The sequence below is a fragment of the Nonomuraea sp. B10E15 genome, assembly GCF_039871615.1.
GTDB lineage: Bacteria > Actinomycetota > Actinomycetes > Streptosporangiales > Streptosporangiaceae > Nonomuraea.
Genome location: NZ_JBDPMB010000001.1, coordinates 1,085,420 through 1,104,455, shown reverse-complemented (window position 1 = coordinate 1,104,455; position 19,036 = coordinate 1,085,420). Strand labels below are relative to the sequence as shown.

Here is a 19,036-nt window from a genome sequence, read left to right as displayed (position 1 = left end):
GGGCTGGGCGGCGAGGTCAGGCGCGGACGACCGCCACCGGGCATCGGGCGTGGTGCAGGACGCCCCTGCTGACCGAGCCGAGCAACATCGCGCTCAGTGCGCCGCGTCCGTGCGAGCCCACCACCAGCAGGTCCGCTCGTTCGGAGGCGTCGGTGAGCGCGTCCACGGGATGCGCGGAGGGAACGTCCTCGATGGTCTTCACGTGCGGATGGCTCTCGGCGAAGGCTGCCAGCCGGACGCGCACGACCTGGTGCTGCGCCGTACGGATCTCGTCCATGTCGTAGACGAGCTCCGGCGCGTAGACGTGCACCGGGAGCTGCCAGGCGTGCACCGTGCGCAGGGCGGCTCCCCGCAGTTCCGCCTGCTGGAAGGCGTAGGCGAGCGCGGGCTCGCATTCGGGTGTGTCGTCCACGCCCACGACGACCTCCCCGTGCACCGGGCGGTTCCCGCCGCGCACGACCACGACGGGGCAGTGGGCGTGCCCGGCCACGTGCGTGCCGACCGAGCCCACCAGGGCGCCGGCGAATCCGCCGAGACCGCGGCTGCCCACCACGACCTCGGTGGCGCCTGCGGCCTGCTCGCGCAGGACCGCGGCGGGCCTGCCCTCGACGTGCCGGATGGTCACCTCGACGGTGGGCCGGCGCTCGTGAACGAGCTCCTCCGCCTCGCGCAGGATCGTCAACCCTTCGCGCAGCAGCAGATCGGGCAGGCCGATGCTCGCATATTTGCCGATCTGGTACGGGCTGCGGTCGACCGCGTACACGATCCGGAGCGGCACCCCCATGCGGAAGGCGTCGCCCGCCGCCCATTCCACGGCGGCTCGTGCGGCCACGGAGCCGTCCACTCCCACGATGATCATGACGTGTCCTCCTTCGTCGCACCTCCATCGGAACCCGCCCGCCCCGGCAGGGTGCAGGGCCGGAGGTCGGCTTTCCCCGGGCCGAAGGACCCTGTCTGCCGCGAGGGCACGTGGGTAGCGTCATCGTCGTGACCACCACCGGAAGGGAGACACCCGCATGACAAGCAGTGGCGACTTCGGGACGTCGCGCACGGGTACGGCCGGATCCCCACCGGAAGTGCTCGATCGCGAGGAGTGCCTGCGGCTGGTGGCGCCCGGCGGCATCGGCCGCGTGGCGTTCACCGGCTCGCAGGGGCCGACGGTGCTGCCTGTCAACTACACGGTCCACGACGGCGCCATCGTCTTCCGCACCTCCTACGGCGGGCCGATGGACCAGGACCTGCGCACGGGCCTGGAGGGCGTCGACATCAAGATCGGTTTCCAGGTGGACCAGATCGACGTGGCCCGGCGGGAGGGCTGGAGCGTCCTCATCCAGGGTCCGGCCCACCATGTGCCGCACGACGAGACGCCGGATGCCGACATCACCCCGTGGGCGGGCGGCGAGCGCCACCTGTACATCCGCGTCGTCCCGCACCAGGTCACCGGCCGCCGCATCCACGGCCTCTGAGGATCCCCGGGGTCAGCCCCGCTCGGCCCTCACCACACGACCTCGGACAGGGGACGGCGCACCGAGCCCTTCTCGTCGAAGGTGACGCCCAACCTCATGAGCATCTGCGGGTGCTCGCCCGAGCAGAGCCCCTGCCTCATGAACTCGCGCAGCAGGCCCATCTCCAACGCCTGGGTGTGGAAGGCGGCGCTGACGCCGTACGCCGAAGCACGCAGCAGAACGTGCTGCAGCGCCTGCCCCGCGGCGATCCACTCCTGGCGGCCGTCACCCCGCGTGGTGAGCAGCGCCACGACTCCGACGGCCGCCGCGCCGCGCGGGTCGGCGTCGTAGCCCCAGTCATGCCGCCAGGCGTAGTCCCGCTGGGGGAAGCGCGGCCCGGTCGGCGCCGCCGCGCGGGGGTAGCCGTCCGCGGGCACCCCGTCGGTGCGGCTGCTGCCGGGTGGCCTGGCCCAGCGGATCACCTCGAGGCTGAAGCGCCGGTCCTGCGCCTGGACGCCCTGGGCGGCCTGGGTGAGCGCGGCGAGCACGTCGACCGCCTCCGGGGCGCGGACGGGCGTCAGCTTGGCCCCTTCGCTCAGTGCCGCCGCGCTCAGCCGGTCGATGAGCCTGTCGGGCACCGGCACGTCGGCGAAGCCCGCCCGGTGGGTACGGCGGTGCCGGATCTCGCCGGCCAGCACCGCGGTGGACTCGTCGGGCTGGATCCCGGCGCCCGGCCGGAGCGTGGCGAGCAACGACGGGCGGTCCGGGTCCGGCAGGACGCGTACGACGGGCTCGAAACCTTCGTGGCGCAGCACCGTACGCATCGTGAACAGGGCAGCCCCGCAGCTGATCAGCACCTCGCGGCCCGTGGTGTCGCTGACGCGCAGTCTCCTGTCCGGGTCGGCCCGCAGGCTGATCGTCTCCTCCGACACCGAGAAGGTCCAAGGTTGCGTGTTGTGCACGGACGGTGCCCAGCGCGCCGCCTCCACCGCGGCGTCAAGCACCCGCTTCGCCGAAGGGATGGCCATGACTCTCACCTCCATAGGGGGGTCAGGCTCAGCGCATCACGCGGGAGGGGTGCCCGGTCAGGGCCGAAGGTCCCGGCCTGGAGGGCCGTCGGCCCTCCGGTCCGCGAGAGCCGCGGCGGGAACCAGCATGAACCCCGTGACGATCTCCGGCTCGATGCGGATCACCTGGTCCATCTCGCCCGCCACCCACGGGAGCAGCATGGCCTTGAGCCGGGTGGCCTCCCGGGGATCGGTCACGAGGCGCGCCACCCCGGTGACGATCACGCTCCAGCCCAGGCGCTCGTGCCCGTCCAGCTCGTCGGCTTCGAAGGCCACCACGGCCTGCGCGGGCGCCACATGGGTGCTCACGATCGTGCCCGGGTTGGACCGGATGACGATCCGCCCGTCCACCACGAGGTGGTTCACCGGCCGGACCGCGGGCAGGGCGTGGCGGGTGAAGACGATCCGGCCGAACGGCACGCCCGCCAGCAGGCGCATCGCCTCGCCCTCGGGCAGTTCCCGCAGGCGCCGAGCGCTCGCGCCGTCGAGCCGTTCGCCGGAGTGGTACGTCACCCCACCACCCTGCCGCCCCGGCCGCGGCGGAGAACAGGGACCAAAGTCCCTTTCCGCGGGAAAGCTCCTTGTGTGTCATCCAACGGCCGGCCAGCGACCGGTGATCAAGGCGGCGGTAGGCGTGAAGCGCCGCCGCCACGGTCCTGGCTTCCGTGGACCTACGTGAGCACGGCGCGGCAGGCGGACACCAGGGGCGAGCGCGAGGCGCGGGGCGGCTGCTGCGCGGATATGAGTCCAGATTCTAGAATATCGCTACCAGAAAGGGGATGACATGTCCACGACGACCGCTGTGGTCGAGCGGTCCGGGCACTACCGGGGCACCGCCCGCTGGCACCAGGCGCTCTCTCCTGAGGCGGCATGAAAGCTCGGACATCGGGTGGGAGGCCACGCCGGTGCGCGCGCTGGTGCTGACCGGCCCGGGCCAGGCCGACGTCCACGAGGTCGAGCCGCCGGCCGCGGCACCCGGGGAAGTGATCGTGGACGTCGAGCGGGTCGGCGTGTGCGGGACGGACGTCGAGCTGTTCACCGGCGGGATGAGCTACCTGCGCAGCGGCCGGTCCTGGTATCCGCTACGCCCCGGCCACGAGTGGTGCGGGCGCGTCGCCGCGGCCGGGCAGGGCGTGGACGGCGACTGGCTCGGCCGCCGCGTCACGGGCGACACCATGCTCGGTTGCGGACGTTGCGAACGCTGCCGCGGCGGCCGCCACCACGTCTGCGCCGACTCGGCCGAGATCGGCATCAGCCGGGGCCGCCCGGGCGCGCTGGCCGAACGGCTCGCGGTCCCCGTCACGGCCCTGCATCCCCTGCCGGACACCGTGGATCCCACGCTCGGCGCGCTCGTCGAGCCGGGAGGCAACGCGCTACGGGCCGTCCGCGCCGCCGAGCTCGGCTCGGGCGAGCGGCTGCTGGTCCTGGGCACGGGCACGATCGGCCTGCTCGTGGCGTTGTTCGCGCGCGCTGAGGGAGTCGACGTTCACCTGATGGGCCGCGACGAGGAGGCCCTGTCTCCGGCCCGGCGGCTCGGCTTCGCCAACGCCTGGACCCGCCCCTCGCTTCCGTCGCTGCGCTGGGACGCCGTCGTCGACGCCTCCAACGCGGCCGGGTCGCCCGGCCTCGCGGCGCGGCTGGTCGAACCCGCGCGGCGCGTGGTCTGCATCGGGCTGGCCGGCGCCCCGTCCACGATCGACAGCCGCGAGCTGGTGCTCAAGGACGTCACCGCCGTCGGCATCCTGGGCGGCTCAGCCGGGCTGGAGGGAGCCATCGCCGCCTACGCCCGCGGCTCGGTGGACGCCCGCCCGCTCGTGGCGGCCACGGTCGGCCTCGCCGAGACCGCCGGAGTCCTCGCCGGCCACCGTCCTCCCGGCGCAGGCCCCGGCCCAAAGATACACATCGACCCACGGCGCTGAACCGGCCGCGGCTGGACGGTCCCTGGCGTGGAGATCGTTTATGGCGTAAAAAGCCCATATGAGATCGTTTGCGCGTCGTTTATCTTCCCTGTCGGCCGCCGGGGTCGTCGCAGTGACCCTCGCCTCGGGCCCGGTGGCCGCCACGACCCCCGAAGGGGGCGACGGCCTGCGCTTCACCGTGCTCTCGTCGCGGCCGCAGGTCGTCTCAGCCGGTAACGCCCTGGTCCGGCTCGACGTCCCGGACGGATCCGCCCAGAAGGTACGGGTGACACGCGACGGGACGGACGTGACCTCGAGCTTCCGGCCCGTCGACGGCGGCAGGGCGCTGGAAGGGCTGGTGACGGACCTGCGGGCCGGGCGCAACGTTCTCACCGCGTCGGCGCGCGGCGTCCGGCCGGCGCGGATCGTTCTCGACGACCACCCGGTGACGGGACCGGTGTTCTCGGGGCCGCACGAGCAGCCGTTCATCTGCGACACGGCCGAGTTCACGACGGTGACCGGAAGCAAGCTCGGCCCGCCGGCGGACGAGGACTGCTCGATCGCCACCCGGGTCGACCACGTGTACCGCACCACGGCCGGGAAGTTCGCACCGCTGCCCGCGGGCCAGCCCCGTCCGGCCGACCTCGCCTGGACGACGACGAGCGAGGGCCGCCGGGTGCCGTACATCGTGCGGGTGGAGACCGGCACCGTCAACCGGGCCGTCTACGAGATGTCGATGCTGGCCGATCCCGCCGCCGATGAGCCGGATCCGTGGCGGCGCTCGCCCGGCTGGAACGGCCGGCTGATCTACACCTTCGGCGGCGGCTGCTCCAGCGGATGGTACGTCCAGGGCCGCAACACCGGCCACGTGATGGACGACAGGATGTTGCGCCAGGGGTATGCCGTGGCGTCGTCCTCGCTCAACGTCTTCGGCAACAACTGCAACGATCTCCTGGCCGCCGAGACGACGAGCATGGTCAAGGAACGCTTCGTCGAGGCGTACGGCGCCCCGGCGTTCACGATCGGCTGGGGCTGCTCGGGCGGGTCTTACCAGACGCACCAGATCGGCGACAACTATCCCGGCCTGCTCGACGGCATCGTCTCGGGATGCAGCTTCCCCGAGGTCGGCTTCGGCACGGTCAACACGATCACCGACGCGCGCCTGCTCGACCACTACTTCCGCGAGGTCGCGCCCGACGCCTTCAGCCGGGAGCAGCAGCAGGCGGTCTCCGGCTTCGGGCGCTGGGAGAGCATCGCGAACCTCGGCCGGGGCGGCGGCCGGATCGACCCGCGGATCTTCTGCCCCGGCCAGCTGCCCGCGCCGTTGCGCTACCACCCGGAGAGCAACCCGACCGGCGCCCGGTGCGACGTGTACGACCACACCGTGAACGTCTACGGCCGCGACCCGCGGACCGGGTTCGCCCGGCGGCCGCTGGACAACACCGGCATCCAGTACGGGCTGGGCGCCCTGCGGGACAAGGCGATCACGGTCGAGCAGTTCCTGGACCTCAATGAGCGGATCGGCGGCTTCGACGCCGACGCGAACCACGTGCCGGAGCGGACGCGGGCCGACCTGGCCGCGACGCGCGCGGCGTACCGGAGCGGGCGGCTGCTCAACGCGGGCGCCGGCCTGGCGCGCATGCCGATGATCGACTACCGCGCCTACACCGACGACGCGCCGGGCGGGGACATCCACATGCGGTTCCAGTCGTTCTCGACCCGGGAGCGGCTGCTGAAGGCGAACGGCACGTTCGACAACCAGGTCATGCTCGTCGAGGACAACCGGTACGGCGGGTTCTCGCTCAACAGCCCCGTCCTCCTGGACGCGCTGACGCAGATGGACCGGTGGCTCACCGCGATCGCCGCCGATCACGGCCCCGGCCGCCCTGCCGACAGGGTGGTGCGGAACAAGCCGCGCGAGCTCACGGACGCCTGCTGGACCCGTGACCCCGAACCCCGGAAGATCACCGAACCCCAGGTCGCGGGCAACGGCACGACCACCTGCAACACGCTGTACCCGGTGTGGACCTCGCCGCGGCTCGTCGCGGGCGGCACGATGGCGAACGACATCGTCAAGTGCCGGCTGCGGCCGATCGATCCCGCCGAGTACGGGACGCCCCTGACGAAGCCCCAGCTCGACCGGCTGCGGAAGATCTTCCCCGGCGGGACCTGCGACTGGAGCGCGCCCGGGGCCGGGCAGCAGGGCCTCGCGGGTACCTGGCAGTCGTTCGGCAAGCGCTGACGTGAGTCCGGCGCGGCGGCCGGCGCTCCGGCCGCCGCGCTGACATGTGACATTCGTCAGGGTTCGGCGGGAATGGTCGCTGGCTAGAGTGGAACGCATGAAGGGCCGCCTGTGGACCTCCGTCTATCTCGTCGTCCTGGTGTGGCCGGTGCCCGCGTTCCTGGCGTCCGCCCCTTCGGGCGTCATGGCCGGGCTGATGTTCGCGGGCGTGGCGTGCTTCGTGCTCCTCTACCTGCGGGTCGTGTGGACCGCGCTGGAGCGCCCGCACCGCAACGCCACCCCGTACGCCCTGATCCTGCTCTACCTGGTCGCGGCCGCGGTGGCGCCCCTTCTCGGTGAGATGTGGGTGTTCGCGACGTCGTACTTCCTCATCACCGCCGCGGCCACGGCGCTGCCCGCGCGGGCCCTCCCGGCGGTGACCGGGGCGGTCGTCGGGGCCGTCGCGCTCGCCCTTCCGCTGCTCGGCAGGTCGCTGGCCGACTACTGGTGGATGCCGCTGCAGACCGTCGTGTTCGCCGCCGCCATGCACGCCTTCCTCCAGCTGAACGCCGCGAACAGGGCGCTGAGCGAGGCGAACGTCGAGGTCGAGCGGCTGGCCGTGGACAACGAGCGCCTGCGCTTCGCCCGCGACATGCACGACCTGCTCGGACACAGCCTGGCCGTGATGACGGTGAAGAGCCAGCTCGCGGGCAGGCTCGCCGTCGCCGACCCGGAACGGGCCGGAGCCGAGATGCGGGACGTCGAAGAGCTCTCCCGGCAGGCGTTGTCGGAAGTGCGCGAGGCGATCGCGGGTTACCGGGAGCTGTCGCTGCCCGAAGAGCTCGACGGCGCGCGCCGCGCGCTCGGCACCGCGGGCGTGCGGCTGGAGGTGGCGGCGGACCCGCTCCCCGCCGACGCCGAACCCGTTCTGGCCTGGGTGGTCCGGGAGGCCACGACGAACGTCGTCCGGCACAGCGGCGCCCGCCGCTGCCGCATCCGCCTCGGCGTCGAGGGCGGGCAGGCGTACGCGGAGGTGCTCGACGACGGCCGCGGGCCCGCCGCGGCCGCGGACGCCGGCGGCAACGGGCTGCGCGGCCTCGCCGAGCGCATCCACGTGGCGGGCGGCACGTTGCACGGCTCGGCCGCCGAGGGCGGCGGTTTCCTGCTGACCGCCCGGCTGCCCGTGGCGGACGTGCCGTGATCCGCATCCTGCTGGCCGACGACCAGCACCTCGTACGCGAGGCGCTGGCGGCGCTGCTCGGCCTGGAGCCCGACATCGAGGTCGCCGGCCAGGTCGGCCGGGGCGACGAGGTCGCGGACGCCGTCGCCCGGCTCCGCCCGGACGTCGTGCTGCTCGACATCGAGATGCCGGGCCGCGACGGTCTCACCGCGGCGGCCGAGCTCACCGGCGTACGCGTGATCATCCTGACCACCTTCGGCCGCCCCGGCTACCTGAGGCGGGCCATGGACGCCGGTGTCGCCGGCTACGTGGTCAAGGACGCCAGGGCCGGGGAGCTGGCCGACGCCGTCCGTCGGGTGCACGCCGGCGAGAGGGTGTTCGACCGCAAGCTCTCCGCCGCCAGCCTCTCCGCCGGCACGAATCCGCTCACCAGCCGCGAGCGCGACGTGCTGCGCGCCGCCAACGAGGGCGGCACGATCGCCGACATCGCCCGCCGCCTCTACCTGTCCGACGGGACCGTACGCAACTATCTGTCGTCGGCCATCGGCAAGCTCGGCGCCCGCAACCGGGCCGAGGCGGCGCGCGCCGCCGAGTCCAAGGGCTGGCTCTGACGAATGTCACTACCGGCCGCACCCCTGGCCTGGCGAGGCTGGGAGGCATGGGAAGACGTATCGCGCCCGCGCTCGGGCTCTTCTTGCTGTCGCCGCTGATCGGCGAGTTCCTGCTGGGCAACCTGCCCGTCACCATGCTGGTCGCGCTGATCACGCTGGCCCCGCTGTACGGGGGCGGCGCGCTGCTCGTCCGTGAGCTGGCCAGGCGCCGGGGCGCCGGCTGGCCGGGCATCGTCCTGCTCGCCATCGCCTACGGTCTCGTCGAGGAGGGCCTGGCCACCCGTTCCCTCTTCGACCCCGGCTACGCCGGGATGGACCTCGTCTCGTACGCGTGGATCCCCGGCCTGGAGGTGAGCGCCTGGTGGGTGAGCTTCGTGCTGGGCGGCGTGCACGCCGTGGGCAGCATCTGCGTCCCCATCGCGATCATGGAGTCTTACGTGCCGGCCAGGGCGACGGAGCCGTGGCTCCGCCTTCCCGGGCTGGTGACCGCCGGGCTCCTGTTCGTCTGCGGGGCGGTGGCCGCCGCGCTGTTCGACCCGGCCGCGTACGAACCCTCCATCGCGCAGGCCGCCGCCGTCGTCGTCCTGGCCGGGCTGCTGGTCCTCCTCGCCCTGCGCCGCCGCGGCCGGGCCGTCGGGGCTCAGGTCCTGGCTCAGGGGCGGGCTCCCGGGCCGTGGCCGGTCCTCGGCTTCTCCCTGGCGGCCGGGGCGGTGTTCTGGCTGGCGGCCCTGGCTCTCGACACGCTCGGCGCGTGGCCCGTCGTGGCCGTCAACCTCGCCGTGTACGCCACGGTCTGCACCCTGGTGACCCGCTGGTCCGGGCGGCACGGGTGGGGCCCCGTCCAGACGTTCGCGCTGGCGGCCGGCGGCGTGCTCACCTACGCCTGGCACGGCTTTCCGCAACCGCCCGCCGTACCCGTGGAACCGGCGATCGACCTGGCGGGGAACACCGTCTTCGCGCTGGCCGCCGTCGCGCTGCTCGCCGTGGCCGCGGCCCGGCTGCGAGCACCGCGGCCGGGCCGGGAGGGAGCTCCCGCGTCCATGGAGGGATCTCCATGAACGCCTTGTTCCCCTGGATATAGTCACACCGTGTTCACCCTTCGTTCGCTGGTGGCTCGTTCGTCCCTCCACCTCACCGTGCTGGTCACGGGCAGGCCGGACGCGATGGACGAGCCGGTCGCCTGGGTGCACAACACCGAGCTGCCCGACCCGTCCCCCTACGTGCGCGAGCGGGAACTGGTGCTGACGAACGGCCTGTGGCTCGACCGGGTGTCACCCGCGCGGTTCGTCAGGAGCGTCAAGGGCGCCAGGGGCAGCGGCATCGTCTTCGGCCTGCGCGCCGAGCTGCCCGCCACTCCCCCGGACCTGGTCGAGGCCTGCCGGGAGGAGGAGCTGCCGCTGCTGGAGATCTCCATCGAGGTGCCGTTCACGGCGGTCTCCCAGGCCGTCGCCGACATGCTGGCCGACGAGCGGAAGCAGGCGCTGGTCGGCATGGTACGCCGGGGCGACGCGCTGGCCACGGCCATCTCCCGGGGAGCCGGCGCCTACGGGGTGCTCGACGTCATGCGGCGTGACTACGACCTGCCCCTCGCCGTGGTCGACAGGATGGCCCGCTCGCTCGCGGCGGTCGGCGCCGACCTCGACGCGGACCAGCTGCACGCGGTCGCCACGGGGCTGGCCAAACGCCCGCCGGCTCTGGAGGTGGAGCTGGGGGACGCGGGGCGTGCCGCGCTCTTCCCCGTAGGCGCCGTCGGCGACATCGACGCCGCCCTCATCTGCCTGCGACCCCTGCGCCGGCTCACCTCGGCCGAGCGGGAGGGGCTCGAGCAGGCGGCCAGGTTCCTGAGCCTGGAGGTCGCCAAGCAGCAGGCCGTCCAGGCGATCGAGATGCGCTTCGCCAGCGAGCTCCTGGAGATGGTCCTGTCAGGGGGCAGCCGGGCGGCCGAGGTGCCCGGCAGGCTGCGCGCCTTCGGCGTGGACCCGGGCGGCCCGCTGGCCGTGTGCGCCGTGGCGTTCGCCCAGCACGAGACCGCGACGATGCACGGGCTCGCCGAGGCGATCGGGGAGTTCTTCGCCGCCGAGGGTGTGCCGGTGGTGGTCGCCGGCGGCACGCAGGACGTCGTCGCCGTACTGCCGTGGCGCCATCCGGAACACGGGCTGCCGCCGTTCGCGCAGCGCCTGGTGCGCGGCGTCGAGCGGCGCTTCCCCGGCCTGCGCCCGGTCGCGGGGCTGGGCGGCATCGCCTCGCAGGCAGCCGAGCTGCGGCCCGCCCTCCTGCAGTCCAGGGAGGCCTGCCGCGTGCTCCTGCGCGCCCGCACCGGCCCCCGCGTGCGCGCCTTCTCCGAGCTGGGCACGCACCGGCTGCTCCTCGGGCTGCTCGACGCGGAGACGTCCCGCCGGTTCTCCGCCGGGCTCCTCGGACCGCTGAAGGACCACGACGCCCGGCGGGGCGGCGACCTGGAGCTGACGCTGCGCACGTTCCTCGATCACGACGGGCAGTGGGCGGCGACGGCCACGGCGCTGCATGTCCACGTCAACACCCTGCGCAACCGCCTGGCCAAGATCACCGAGCTCACCGGCAGGGACGTGGGACGCACCGAGGACCGGGTCGACCTGTTCCTGGCTCTGACCATCGACGCGATGGACTGAGCTCAGTCCGGGTAGACGTCCGGCGAGACCTCGGGCGGCCGGTGGCGGCGCACGGCCAGCCCGGCGTCCGCGGCGGCCGACTCGGCGACGTCGCGGCAGCGGGCGAACGACACGTCGGCGCAGCTTCGCGCGTACTCCAGGAAGCGCCGCAGCGCCAGGGCCCGCCCCGGCCGTCCGGACAGGAACGGATGCACGCACAGGTTGAACAGGCCGCCGTAGTGGCGCATCCCGTCCAGCTCGGCCCGCCACACCTCCAGCACCTTCGCCGGGGACTCGATGACCGAGCCGACGTGCGGAGCCGGCAGGAACGCGTACTGCTCCCAGTCGTCGAGCGACCAGTGGACGGGCAACTCGACGATCTCGCCCGCCGGCGTCCCCACCTTGTACGGCCGGTCGTCCCCCATGAGGGAGGAGTCGTAGTGCAGCCCGTGCTCCGCGACCAGGTCGCCGGTCTGCCAGGACGCCTCCCACAGGGCGGCCCGGTGCCCCCTGATCTCGATGCCCTGGCGGTCGAAGACGGCCAGCGCCCGCTCGAAGTCGGCGCGCTCCTCGCCGGCCGTCATCGACGTGGGCGGGCGATGGCTGTAGGAGTGGTGCGCCACCTCATGGCCCCGCCCGGCGATCGACGGCGCCAGCCACGGGCGGTGCTCGGCCACCCAGCCGGGCACGAAGAACGTGGCCGGCACGGACACCTCGTCGAGGAGGTCCAGGATGCGCGGCAGGCCGACCTCGGGCCCGTACGCCTGATGGGACATCGTGCTCGCGTGGCCGGCGTACCGGCGGCCCCGCGCCAGCACGGGCGTCTCGGCGTCCACGTCGAAGGTCAGCGTGACCACCGCGGCGAACCCCGCACGCCAGCCCGGACCACCGGGCCCCGAGTCCGCGCCCGGACGATCGCCCTGGACACCGGATCCCGGGGCCGCGCCGTCACCCCGGCCACCGGACCCCGGGGCCGCGCTCAAACCGTCACCCCGGCCGCGGGACGCCACAGCCTGGCGTTGTTCAGCGTCGCCATCGGCTGGAGCATGTGGTGGTCGAAGTCCGCCATGGGCAGCCCCTGAGCCAGGCGCCGCGGGAAGTCCGGGTTGGCGAGCGCGCCCCGGCCCAGGGCCAGCACGTCGGCGTGGCCGTCCGCCAGCACCGTGGCCGCCTGGTCGGCGTCGTGCATGCCGCCGTTCGCCAGCACCGGCAGCCCGGTGACCTTCCTGGCCAGGCCCGTGATCGTCATTCCCCCGTCCAGGGTCGCCGTCTCCACCCAGTCGCGTCCTTCGCTGGCGATGTGCAGGTAGCTCGCGCCCGCCTCGGCGAGCGCCGCGAAGATGATCTCCGCGTCCCTGGCTCCGCCCGCCCATCGGTGGGTGTGGTCGTTGACCTTGCCCTGGGACAACCGGATGCCCACGCAGAAGCGCGGGCCGACCTCCTCCCGGATGGCGGAGACGATCTCCGCCGCCAGTCGTACCCGGCGGGAGACCGCGCCACCGTATCGGTCGTCACGGGTGTTGGTGTAGTCGGTCAGGAACTGGTCGATCAGGTATCCGTTGGCGCCGTGCACCTCGACTCCGTCGAAGCCGGCCCGCTCGGCGCGGACCGCTGAGGCCACGAAACCCCGCACCGCCAGGTCGATGTCGTCCTGGCGCATCGCGCGGGGCGTGGACCAGGGCCCGTGACCGCCGTACTCGGGCATCTTCTCACCGCGCGGCGGCACCGCCGACGGCGCCATCGTGTCCTCACGGTAGCGGTTGCCCTGCGACAGCGCGCCCGCGTGCATCAGCTGGAGCACGATGGCCGCACCGGCGGCGCGCACCCTGCCCGCGATCTCCCGCCAGCCGGCCTCGTGGCCGTCGCTGACCATGCCGGGCTGGTTGAAGTATCCCTGGCTGTACCAGGTGTCGGTGTAGGTCCCCTCGGTCACGACGAGGGCGAACCCGCCGCGGGCGAACGCCGCGTAATAGTCGGCCATCTCCTCCGTCGGCGTGCCGTCGGAGGCGGCCGACACCCTGGTCATGGGCGAGACCGCCAGCCGGTTGGCGAGGCTCAGCTCGCCGATGGTCTCGGGACGCAGGGCGGGGTGCTGGACGTCCTTCATTTCACTCGCTCCTTGGCTGGTGTTCGTGGTCGCTGAGGAGATCGATCGCCAGCGGCGTCGGCCGGTGACCGTTGATCTCCACCAGGTCCTGGGGGCAGGCCGAGACGGCGAGGACGCAGTCCACGGCCGCCTCGAACGTGATCGCGTCACCCGGGCGGCTGATCGCGCTCAGCCAGCTCAGCCGGCCGTCGCCCGACACCGGGATCCTCATGAACAGGTTGACCGGCTGCGGGGTGCGCGGAGTCGCCAGGCCCAGCGAGGCCAGGCTCCGGCGCAGGTTGTCCGCGCACGAGGCATGGAATCCGGTCACGCCGAGGGCCCGGTAGCGCTCCGGGTCGCAGGCCGCGATGAGCATGTCGTGACAGCCCGGCGAGGTGTCGCCCACCAGGGTGAGAATCGGCCTGCGCCGATCGGTCACGAACTGCTCGCCCACCGCCGGGAACAGGCGGCTGGTGGCGGCCCGCGTGTGAGACGCGCTGAGCTGCTCGGCCGGGTCGTCGGCGGCGAACGCGAACAGGTCGCCCACCTGACCTCCTTCGAGGTCGGTGACGCGTACGCGCTGGCCGGCGCCGACCTTTACCGCCCGCCCTTCGGCGGCGGGCACGATGACTCGCATGGCCCCACACAACCAGCCGCCACCCGCCCACACCATGGAGATTCCCACCACGTCCAGCACCGCCGATGGACGAACCTCCACCACGGGTGCTCACCAGAGGCGACGCTCGCCCGCGCCGCCGTCCTTGCACGTGCACCTACCTACGGTAGTCACCGGTCGTGACGTCCATGAGAAATCACCCTATAAGTACACAAATCACGCGCCATCCATCCCTGACAGGAGAAGATCCTCATCCCTCGGAGGAAAATCCGTATCTGCACATGCATTAGCACGTGCGTCCGAGCTCCCCAACCGCCATAATTTGGGACCACGACGGACGAGAGCACCCAGAAGTACGGTTATCCATTCACGATTCATTTGACCGAAATGAGAAGAAATGAGCGTAACCACACGTATCGCGCTCTGCCTGGCCATCGACCTGCTGCTTTCGCTGGTGATAGCACTCATCGCACTCATCGTCGCGAGGGAGAACGACGTCCTGATGGCCGGAGCGCTTGTGTGGAGCGGAGGCACGTTCATCGCGACGGCCACCCTGGTGACATCGATCATGAACCATACGGGGGCATTCGACCGCGGACAGACGAGCCCCTGACCGGGCACCGCCCGGCCCGGGCGCACTACAGTGGAGCCGGATCCGGCGGGTGGGGAGCGAGGCCATGCAACGTGTGCTGACACCGAAAGGGCAGGCCACCCGGGCGCGCATCGTCGAAGGCGCCGCCGAGGTCGTCCGGGACAAGGGCGTCACCGACGTCACCCTGGACGACGTACGGTCGCGGACCGGCACGAGCAAGAGCCAGCTCTTCCACTACTTTCCCGAGGGCAAGGACGCCTTGTTGCTCGCGGTGGCGCAGTACGAGGCGGATCAGGTGCTGAGGGATCAGCAGCCCCACCTGGCCTGCCTCGACACCTGGGAGGCCTGGTACCGCTGGCGCGACGCCCTCGTGGAGCGTTACGAGTCGCAGGGCGACCAGTGCCCGCTCTATACGCTGTTCCTGCAGGTCGGGCGTAACACGCCGGGCTCGCGGGCGATCGTCGGCGAGCTGATGAGACGCTGGCAGCAGAGCCTGGCCGGCGGAATCATGGCGTTGCAGCGTAACGGCCTGCTGTCCGCGTCCGTCGACGTCGACGAGAGCGCCGCCGCGCTGCTCGCCGCCATCCAGGGCGGCGTGTCGATCATGCTGTCCACCGGGGAGTCCGCCCATCTGCGCACCGCGCTCGACTGGTGGATCGCACGGTTGCGGGCGGCGGCACCCCTGGCCGGATGACCTCTCGGTTCACGGCAGGAGCAGCAGCTTCCCGACCGTACGGCGGGATTCGAGGTCCGCGTGCGCCCGCGCCGCGTCCGCGAGGGCGTAACGCCCTCCGACGACCGGCCTGAGCCGTCCGTCGCCGACGAAGCCGAACACCTCGGCCGTACGCGTGAGCAGCGCCGTCGGGGTGGGCACGTGATCGCGGACGAGGGGATAGGACAGCAGGACGCTGTTGGGCAGTTCCGCCGGGGTGAGCGTGGGGACGCCCATGAACGGGCCGTAGAAGGCGTGCACACCGTGCCGGCGCAGGGCCGCCAACGACGACCGGAACGTCGGCGCTCCGCCTCCGTCGTACACCACGTGCGCGCCCTCCCCGCCGGTCAGGTCCCGCACCCGTTCCTCGAAGCCGCCGCCGCTGGAGACGATGACGTGGTCGGCCCCGGCCTCCTTCGCGACCGGCACCTTCTCCTCCCGCGAGACCAGCCCGATGACGGAGCCGCCCCTCGCCTTGATCAGCTGGGTCAGGACGAGCCCCACTCCCCCGGCGGCGGCGTGCACCACCGCCGTGTCACCCGGCCTGATCGGGTAGGTCTCGGTGGTGAGGTGGTTCGCGGTGAGACCCTGCATCATCACCGCCGCCGCCGTCTCGTCGTCCACGTTCTCCGGGACACGCACCAGCGACTCCGCCGGGATCGCGAGCCGCTCCGCGTAGCTGCCCCGGTGGTAGTACCAGGCGACCCTGTCACCGGCGGTGAAGCCCTGCACGCCGTCGCCGAGGGCGGCGACGTACCCCATGCCCTCGACTCCCACGATCGCGGGAAGGGTCCAGCCTGGAGCCGGGCCCGTCCGGACGCCGACGTCCATGTAGTTCACCCCGGCGACGCCCAGCCGGACGAGCACCTCTCCCGGCCGGGGTTCTGGATCGGGCAGCTCGGCCCAGCTCATGACCTCGGGACCGCCGTACTCGCTGACACGGATCGCACGCATGGTAAACCCCTCGTCTCTCGTCGCCCTGCGGCACGCCGTCCGGCGCCGCATCCCGGGACGGTCACAAGGTAATGAGCGAAAAATGGACCAGCAAGTCCAGAAAACCGCGGGGCGACCGTCACTCGCCGGCGGGGCCGCCGCGCTCCACCAGCCGGCCGCCGGACAGCTCCAGCCAGCGGCCGACGTTGATCTCCGCGAGGAACCGCTCGTCGTGGCTGACCACCACGAAGGCCCCCTCGTACGCGCCGAGCGCGCTCTCCAGCTGGCCGACGCTGACCAGGTCGAGGTTGTTCGTGGGCTCGTCCAGCAGCAGGAGCTGGGGAGCCTCATCCGCGCACAACACGCAGGCCAGCGTGGCGCGCAGGCGTTCGCCGCCCGAGAGCACCCCGACGGGCAGGTGGGCCCGCGAGCCCCGGAACAGGAAACGGGCGAGCAGGTTCATCCGTCCGGACTCCTGCATGCCGGGGGCGAACGCTGACAGGTTCTCGGCCACGGTGCGCTCGACGTCGAGCAGGTCGAGCCGCTGCGACAGGTAGGCGACCCGGCCGCCGGCCCGCCTGATGGTGCCGCCGTCCGGCTCCAGCTCACCGCTGATCATGCGCAGCAACGTGGACTTGCCCGCGCCGTTCGGACCGATCAGCGCGATGCGCTCGGGCCCGCGGATCTCCAGGTCGACGCCGGGCTCGGCGAACAGGCCGCGCGCCTGCAGGCGTTGGCCGAGGAAGACCGTACGCCCAGCGGGCACGTTGGTCCCGGGTAGCTGCAGCGCGATCCGCTGGTCGTCGCGCACGGCACGGCCCGCCTCCTCGAGCCGGGCCCTGGCGTCGCTGACGCGGGCGAGGTGGGTCTGGCCGGACCGCCCGGCCGACTCCTGGGCGCCGCGCTTCATGTTCCCCGCGAAGATCCTCGGCAGGCCGGCGTTCTTGAGGTTGCGGGCGGCGTTGCTCGCCCGGCGGTCGGCCCGCTCGCGGGCCTGCTGCATCTCCCGCTTCTCGCGCTTCAGCTCCTGCTCGGCACTGCGCACGGTCCGCTCGGCGGCCTCCTGCTGCGTGCGCACGGCCTCTTCGTACGCCGTGAAGTTCCCCCCGTAGAAGCGGACCTCGCCCTGGTCCAGCTCGGCGATGCGGTCCATGCGGTCGAGCAGGGCCCGGTCGTGGCTGACCACGAGCAGGCAGCCGTTCCACTCCCCCAGCACGTCGTAGAGCCTGCGGCGCGCATCGAGGTCGAGGTTGTTCGTGGGCTCGTCCAGCAGCAGGACGTCCGGCCGCCTGAGGAACTGCGCGGCCAGGCCGAGCGACACCACCTGGCCGCCGCTCAGCGTTCGCAGGGACCGGTCGAACGCGAGGCCCCCGAGGCCGAGCCGGTCGAGCTGGGCCCGGGTGCGCTCCTCGATGTCCCAGTCGTTGCCGATGGTGGCGAAGTGCTCCTCGCTCGCGTCGCCCGACTCGATGGCGTCCAGCGCGGCGATGACGGGGGCGATGCCGAGCACCTCGGCCACGGTCAGGTCGCCCGAGGCGGGCCCAGAAACAAGCGCAGAAACAGGCGCAGAAACAGGCGCAGAAACAGGCGCAGAAACAGGCCCAGAAACGGGCGCAGAAACGGGCGCAGAAACGGGCGCCGAGATGGTCAGGGTCTGCGGCAGGTATCCGAGCACGCCCTCGACGGACACGCCGCCGCCCTGGGGGCGGTGTTCGCCGGCGATCAGCTTGAGCAGCGTGCTCTTGCCCGCGCCGTTCGGTGCGACCAGGCCCGTACGGCCGGCGGCCACGGTGAAGGACAGGCCGGTGAAGACGGGGGTGTCGTCGGGCCAGGAGAAGGACAGGTTGGAGACGATGATGAACGCGTCGGACATGGAGAAGGACCTCGGAGGAGAACGCGGGGCGCGCCGAAAGCCGCCCGGCGGAAGGGGACAGGGATTCGGGAACGACGACCGGGGCCACGTCGGCGGCGGTCATAGCGCCTGCCGGGGCCCGTCACTCTCCGGTATCACCCGGAGATGTCGTCGTCACCTGCCACGTCTGGTCTCCTCGTCCGGTCACAAGTGCCCTACACCATAGCAGCCGCCGGAATCCGTACGACGCGCGGCGTACGCGTCGTCCCCGTCCGCTTCGCCCCTGCCGTCCACGGCGAGGAGGACCACGGCTTCGTCGCCATCGTCGCGCGGGCCGCCCGGCGGCGCGGAGCCTGCGCCTACCCCGGCGAGGGACACCACCGCCGGCCCGCCGTGCACCGGTCCGACGCCGCCCGCCTGGTCCGGGCCGGTTCCTGTCCGCCGACGTCCCCGCCACGAGCACGATCACCCGCCACCTCGCCAGGTGGGGCACGCCCGGACGATGAGTTTTCGCGCCCCCGCCGGTCACCACGGTCATGACAACCTTCGCTCTCATCCACGGCGGCGGTGGCAGCGCCTTCGACTGGCACCTGGTCGAAGCCGAGCTCCGCGACCGCGGCCATGACACGATCGCGGTGGACCTGCCCATGTCCGATCCGGGGGCAGGGCTCTGGGACTACGCGGACGCCGTCGTCCGGGCGGCCGGCGAGCGGCGGCCCCTCGTGGTGGTGGCCCACTCGTGGGGCGGCCTCGTGGGCCCGCTCGTCTGCGCGCGCACAGGAGCCGCGGCGCTCGTGCTGGTGACCGCCATGATCCCGAGCCCGGGCGAGCCGCCGGACGACTGGTGGGAACGCAGCGGCTGGGTCTCGCCTGACATCGACGACGAGCACGAGCTCTACCTGCACGACGTTCCGCGCGAGCTGGCCGATCGGGTGCTGGCCCACGACGGCGCGCTCGCCGAGACGATGAGCATGGAGCGGGCGTGTGGCGAGCCCTGGCCGCTGGCCGCCTGGCCGGACGTCCCGACGCGATATCTGCTCTGCCGCGACGACCGCTTCTTCACGCCCGGCTTCGTGCGCCGCCATGTCGAGGAGCGGCTCGGCATCACCCCGGACGAGATGCCCGGCAGCCACATGGTGATGTTGTCACGCCCGGCCGAGCTGGCCGGCTATCTGGTCCAGGTCCGGCCGTGAGGC

The 19,036-nt window shown here is 72.5% G+C and carries 18 protein-coding genes; 10 read left to right on the top strand and 8 right to left on the bottom strand.

What is annotated here, in order from left to right; genetic code table 11:
* Window positions 1–16 precede the first annotated feature (16 nt).
* Window positions 17–859: a universal stress protein gene (locus ABGB14_RS05035; protein WP_347642339.1), complete on the bottom strand. Its 843-nt coding sequence runs from the start codon at window positions 857–859 to the stop codon at window positions 17–19.
* 157 nt (window positions 860–1,016) lie between these two features.
* On the opposite strand from ABGB14_RS05035, the gene ABGB14_RS05030 reads away from it, so the two are divergent.
* Window positions 1,017–1,466 carry a pyridoxamine 5'-phosphate oxidase family protein gene (locus ABGB14_RS05030; RefSeq protein ID WP_347642338.1) on the top strand — a complete coding sequence of 150 codons (450 nt, stop codon included), beginning with the start codon at window positions 1,017–1,019 and terminating at the stop codon, window positions 1,464–1,466.
* 29 nt (window positions 1,467–1,495) lie between these two features.
* Here ABGB14_RS05030 and ABGB14_RS05025 read toward each other — a convergent pair whose 3' ends face one another.
* Window positions 1,496–2,473, bottom strand: coding sequence for a hypothetical protein (locus ABGB14_RS05025; protein WP_347642337.1), 978 nt, complete (start codon window positions 2,471–2,473; stop codon window positions 1,496–1,498).
* A gap of 57 nt (window positions 2,474–2,530) precedes the next feature.
* Window positions 2,531–3,025, bottom strand: a complete 495-nt coding sequence (locus ABGB14_RS05020) for a pyridoxamine 5'-phosphate oxidase family protein (protein ID WP_347642336.1) — start codon at window positions 3,023–3,025, stop codon at window positions 2,531–2,533.
* A gap of 392 nt (window positions 3,026–3,417) precedes the next feature.
* Between ABGB14_RS05020 and ABGB14_RS05015 the strand changes: the two genes are divergently transcribed.
* From ABGB14_RS05015 to ABGB14_RS04990, 6 genes are all read left to right on the top strand, one after another.
* Window positions 3,418–4,431 carry an alcohol dehydrogenase catalytic domain-containing protein gene (locus ABGB14_RS05015; protein WP_347642335.1) on the top strand — a complete coding sequence of 338 codons (1,014 nt, stop codon included), beginning with the start codon at window positions 3,418–3,420 and terminating at the stop codon, window positions 4,429–4,431.
* A gap of 58 nt (window positions 4,432–4,489) precedes the next feature.
* Window positions 4,490–6,652: a DUF6351 family protein gene (locus ABGB14_RS05010; protein ID WP_347642334.1), complete on the top strand. Its 2,163-nt coding sequence runs from the start codon at window positions 4,490–4,492 to the stop codon at window positions 6,650–6,652.
* A gap of 97 nt (window positions 6,653–6,749) precedes the next feature.
* Window positions 6,750–7,832, top strand: coding sequence for a sensor histidine kinase (locus ABGB14_RS05005; RefSeq protein WP_347642333.1), 1,083 nt, complete (start codon window positions 6,750–6,752; stop codon window positions 7,830–7,832).
* Window positions 7,829–8,422, top strand: a complete 594-nt coding sequence (locus ABGB14_RS05000) for a response regulator transcription factor (protein WP_347642332.1) — start codon at window positions 7,829–7,831, stop codon at window positions 8,420–8,422. Before ABGB14_RS05005 ends, ABGB14_RS05000 begins: the two co-directional genes overlap by 4 nt.
* 47 nt (window positions 8,423–8,469) lie before the next feature.
* On the top strand, window positions 8,470–9,480 hold the full coding sequence (locus ABGB14_RS04995; protein ID WP_347642331.1) for a hypothetical protein: 1,011 nt from the start codon (window positions 8,470–8,472) through the stop codon (window positions 9,478–9,480).
* Window positions 9,481–9,510: 30 nt separating this feature from the next.
* Entirely contained in the window at window positions 9,511–11,070 is a 1,560-nt protein-coding gene (locus ABGB14_RS04990; protein ID WP_347642330.1) for a PucR family transcriptional regulator ligand-binding domain-containing protein, read from the top strand.
* Between the two features lie 2 nt (window positions 11,071–11,072).
* Here the strand turns inward: ABGB14_RS04990 and ABGB14_RS04985 are convergent, their stop codons facing one another.
* The 3 genes from ABGB14_RS04985 to ABGB14_RS04975 all read right to left on the bottom strand — a co-directional run bounded on the left by ABGB14_RS04985 (window position 11,073) and on the right by ABGB14_RS04975 (window position 13,772).
* The gene (locus ABGB14_RS04985) at window positions 11,073–11,906 is read right to left on the bottom strand and encodes a polysaccharide deacetylase (protein ID WP_347642329.1); all 834 of its coding nucleotides are present in this window, start codon (window positions 11,904–11,906) and stop codon (window positions 11,073–11,075) included.
* A 122-nt stretch (window positions 11,907–12,028) separates the two neighbouring features.
* Window positions 12,029–13,156 (bottom strand): NADH:flavin oxidoreductase, encoded by a 1,128-nt coding sequence (locus ABGB14_RS04980; RefSeq protein ID WP_347642328.1) that lies wholly within the window; start codon window positions 13,154–13,156, stop codon window positions 12,029–12,031.
* Between the two features lies 1 nt (window position 13,157).
* On the bottom strand, window positions 13,158–13,772 hold the full coding sequence (locus tag ABGB14_RS04975; protein ID WP_347642327.1) for an urea carboxylase-associated family protein: 615 nt from the start codon (window positions 13,770–13,772) through the stop codon (window positions 13,158–13,160).
* Window positions 13,773–14,148: 376 nt separating this feature from the next.
* On the opposite strand from ABGB14_RS04975, the gene ABGB14_RS04970 reads away from it, so the two are divergent.
* A complete protein-coding gene (locus ABGB14_RS04970; protein ID WP_347642326.1) occupies window positions 14,149–14,364 on the top strand; it encodes a hypothetical protein in 216 nt (71 codons plus the stop codon).
* Between the two features lie 64 nt (window positions 14,365–14,428).
* Complete coding sequence (locus ABGB14_RS04965) at window positions 14,429–15,037, top strand: helix-turn-helix domain-containing protein (protein ID WP_347642325.1); 609 nt, start codon at window positions 14,429–14,431, stop codon at window positions 15,035–15,037.
* 9 nt (window positions 15,038–15,046) lie between these two features.
* Here the strand turns inward: ABGB14_RS04965 and ABGB14_RS04960 are convergent, their stop codons facing one another.
* Both ABGB14_RS04960 and ABGB14_RS04955 read right to left on the bottom strand, forming a co-directional pair.
* Entirely contained in the window at window positions 15,047–16,009 is a 963-nt protein-coding gene (locus ABGB14_RS04960; RefSeq protein ID WP_347642324.1) for a quinone oxidoreductase, read from the bottom strand.
* 118 nt (window positions 16,010–16,127) lie between these two features.
* Entirely contained in the window at window positions 16,128–17,861 is a 1,734-nt protein-coding gene (locus ABGB14_RS04955) for an ABC-F family ATP-binding cassette domain-containing protein (protein WP_347642323.1), read from the bottom strand.
* Between the two features lie 515 nt (window positions 17,862–18,376).
* Here ABGB14_RS04955 and ABGB14_RS04950 point away from each other — a divergent pair.
* Entirely contained in the window at window positions 18,377–19,033 is a 657-nt protein-coding gene (locus tag ABGB14_RS04950) for an alpha/beta hydrolase (protein WP_347642322.1), read from the top strand.
* Window positions 19,034–19,036: the final 3 nt, after the last annotated feature.

What these genes read in the sequence shown, in the direction of transcription:
- ABGB14_RS05035 (WP_347642339.1), bottom strand. Translation starts at nt 859, where the DNA reads ATGATCATCGTGGGAGTGGACGGCTCCGTGGCCGCACGAGCCGCCGTG.
- ABGB14_RS05030 (WP_347642338.1), top strand. Translation starts at nt 1,017, where the DNA reads ATGACAAGCAGTGGCGACTTCGGGACGTCGCGCACGGGTACGGCCGGA.
- ABGB14_RS05025 (WP_347642337.1), bottom strand. Translation starts at nt 2,473, where the DNA reads ATGGCCATCCCTTCGGCGAAGCGGGTGCTTGACGCCGCGGTGGAGGCG.
- ABGB14_RS05010 (WP_347642334.1), top strand. Translation starts at nt 4,490, where the DNA reads ATGAGATCGTTTGCGCGTCGTTTATCTTCCCTGTCGGCCGCCGGGGTC.
- ABGB14_RS05005 (WP_347642333.1), top strand. Translation starts at nt 6,750, where the DNA reads ATGAAGGGCCGCCTGTGGACCTCCGTCTATCTCGTCGTCCTGGTGTGG.
- ABGB14_RS04995 (WP_347642331.1), top strand. Translation starts at nt 8,470, where the DNA reads ATGGGAAGACGTATCGCGCCCGCGCTCGGGCTCTTCTTGCTGTCGCCG.
- ABGB14_RS04980 (WP_347642328.1), bottom strand. Translation starts at nt 13,156, where the DNA reads ATGAAGGACGTCCAGCACCCCGCCCTGCGTCCCGAGACCATCGGCGAG.
- ABGB14_RS04975 (WP_347642327.1), bottom strand. Translation starts at nt 13,772, where the DNA reads ATGCGAGTCATCGTGCCCGCCGCCGAAGGGCGGGCGGTAAAGGTCGGC.
- ABGB14_RS04970 (WP_347642326.1), top strand. Translation starts at nt 14,149, where the DNA reads ATGAGCGTAACCACACGTATCGCGCTCTGCCTGGCCATCGACCTGCTG.
- ABGB14_RS04965 (WP_347642325.1), top strand. Translation starts at nt 14,429, where the DNA reads ATGCAACGTGTGCTGACACCGAAAGGGCAGGCCACCCGGGCGCGCATC.
- ABGB14_RS04960 (WP_347642324.1), bottom strand. Translation starts at nt 16,009, where the DNA reads ATGCGTGCGATCCGTGTCAGCGAGTACGGCGGTCCCGAGGTCATGAGC.
- ABGB14_RS04955 (WP_347642323.1), bottom strand. Translation starts at nt 17,861, where the DNA reads ATGTCCGACGCGTTCATCATCGTCTCCAACCTGTCCTTCTCCTGGCCC.
- ABGB14_RS04950 (WP_347642322.1), top strand. Translation starts at nt 18,377, where the DNA reads ATGACAACCTTCGCTCTCATCCACGGCGGCGGTGGCAGCGCCTTCGAC.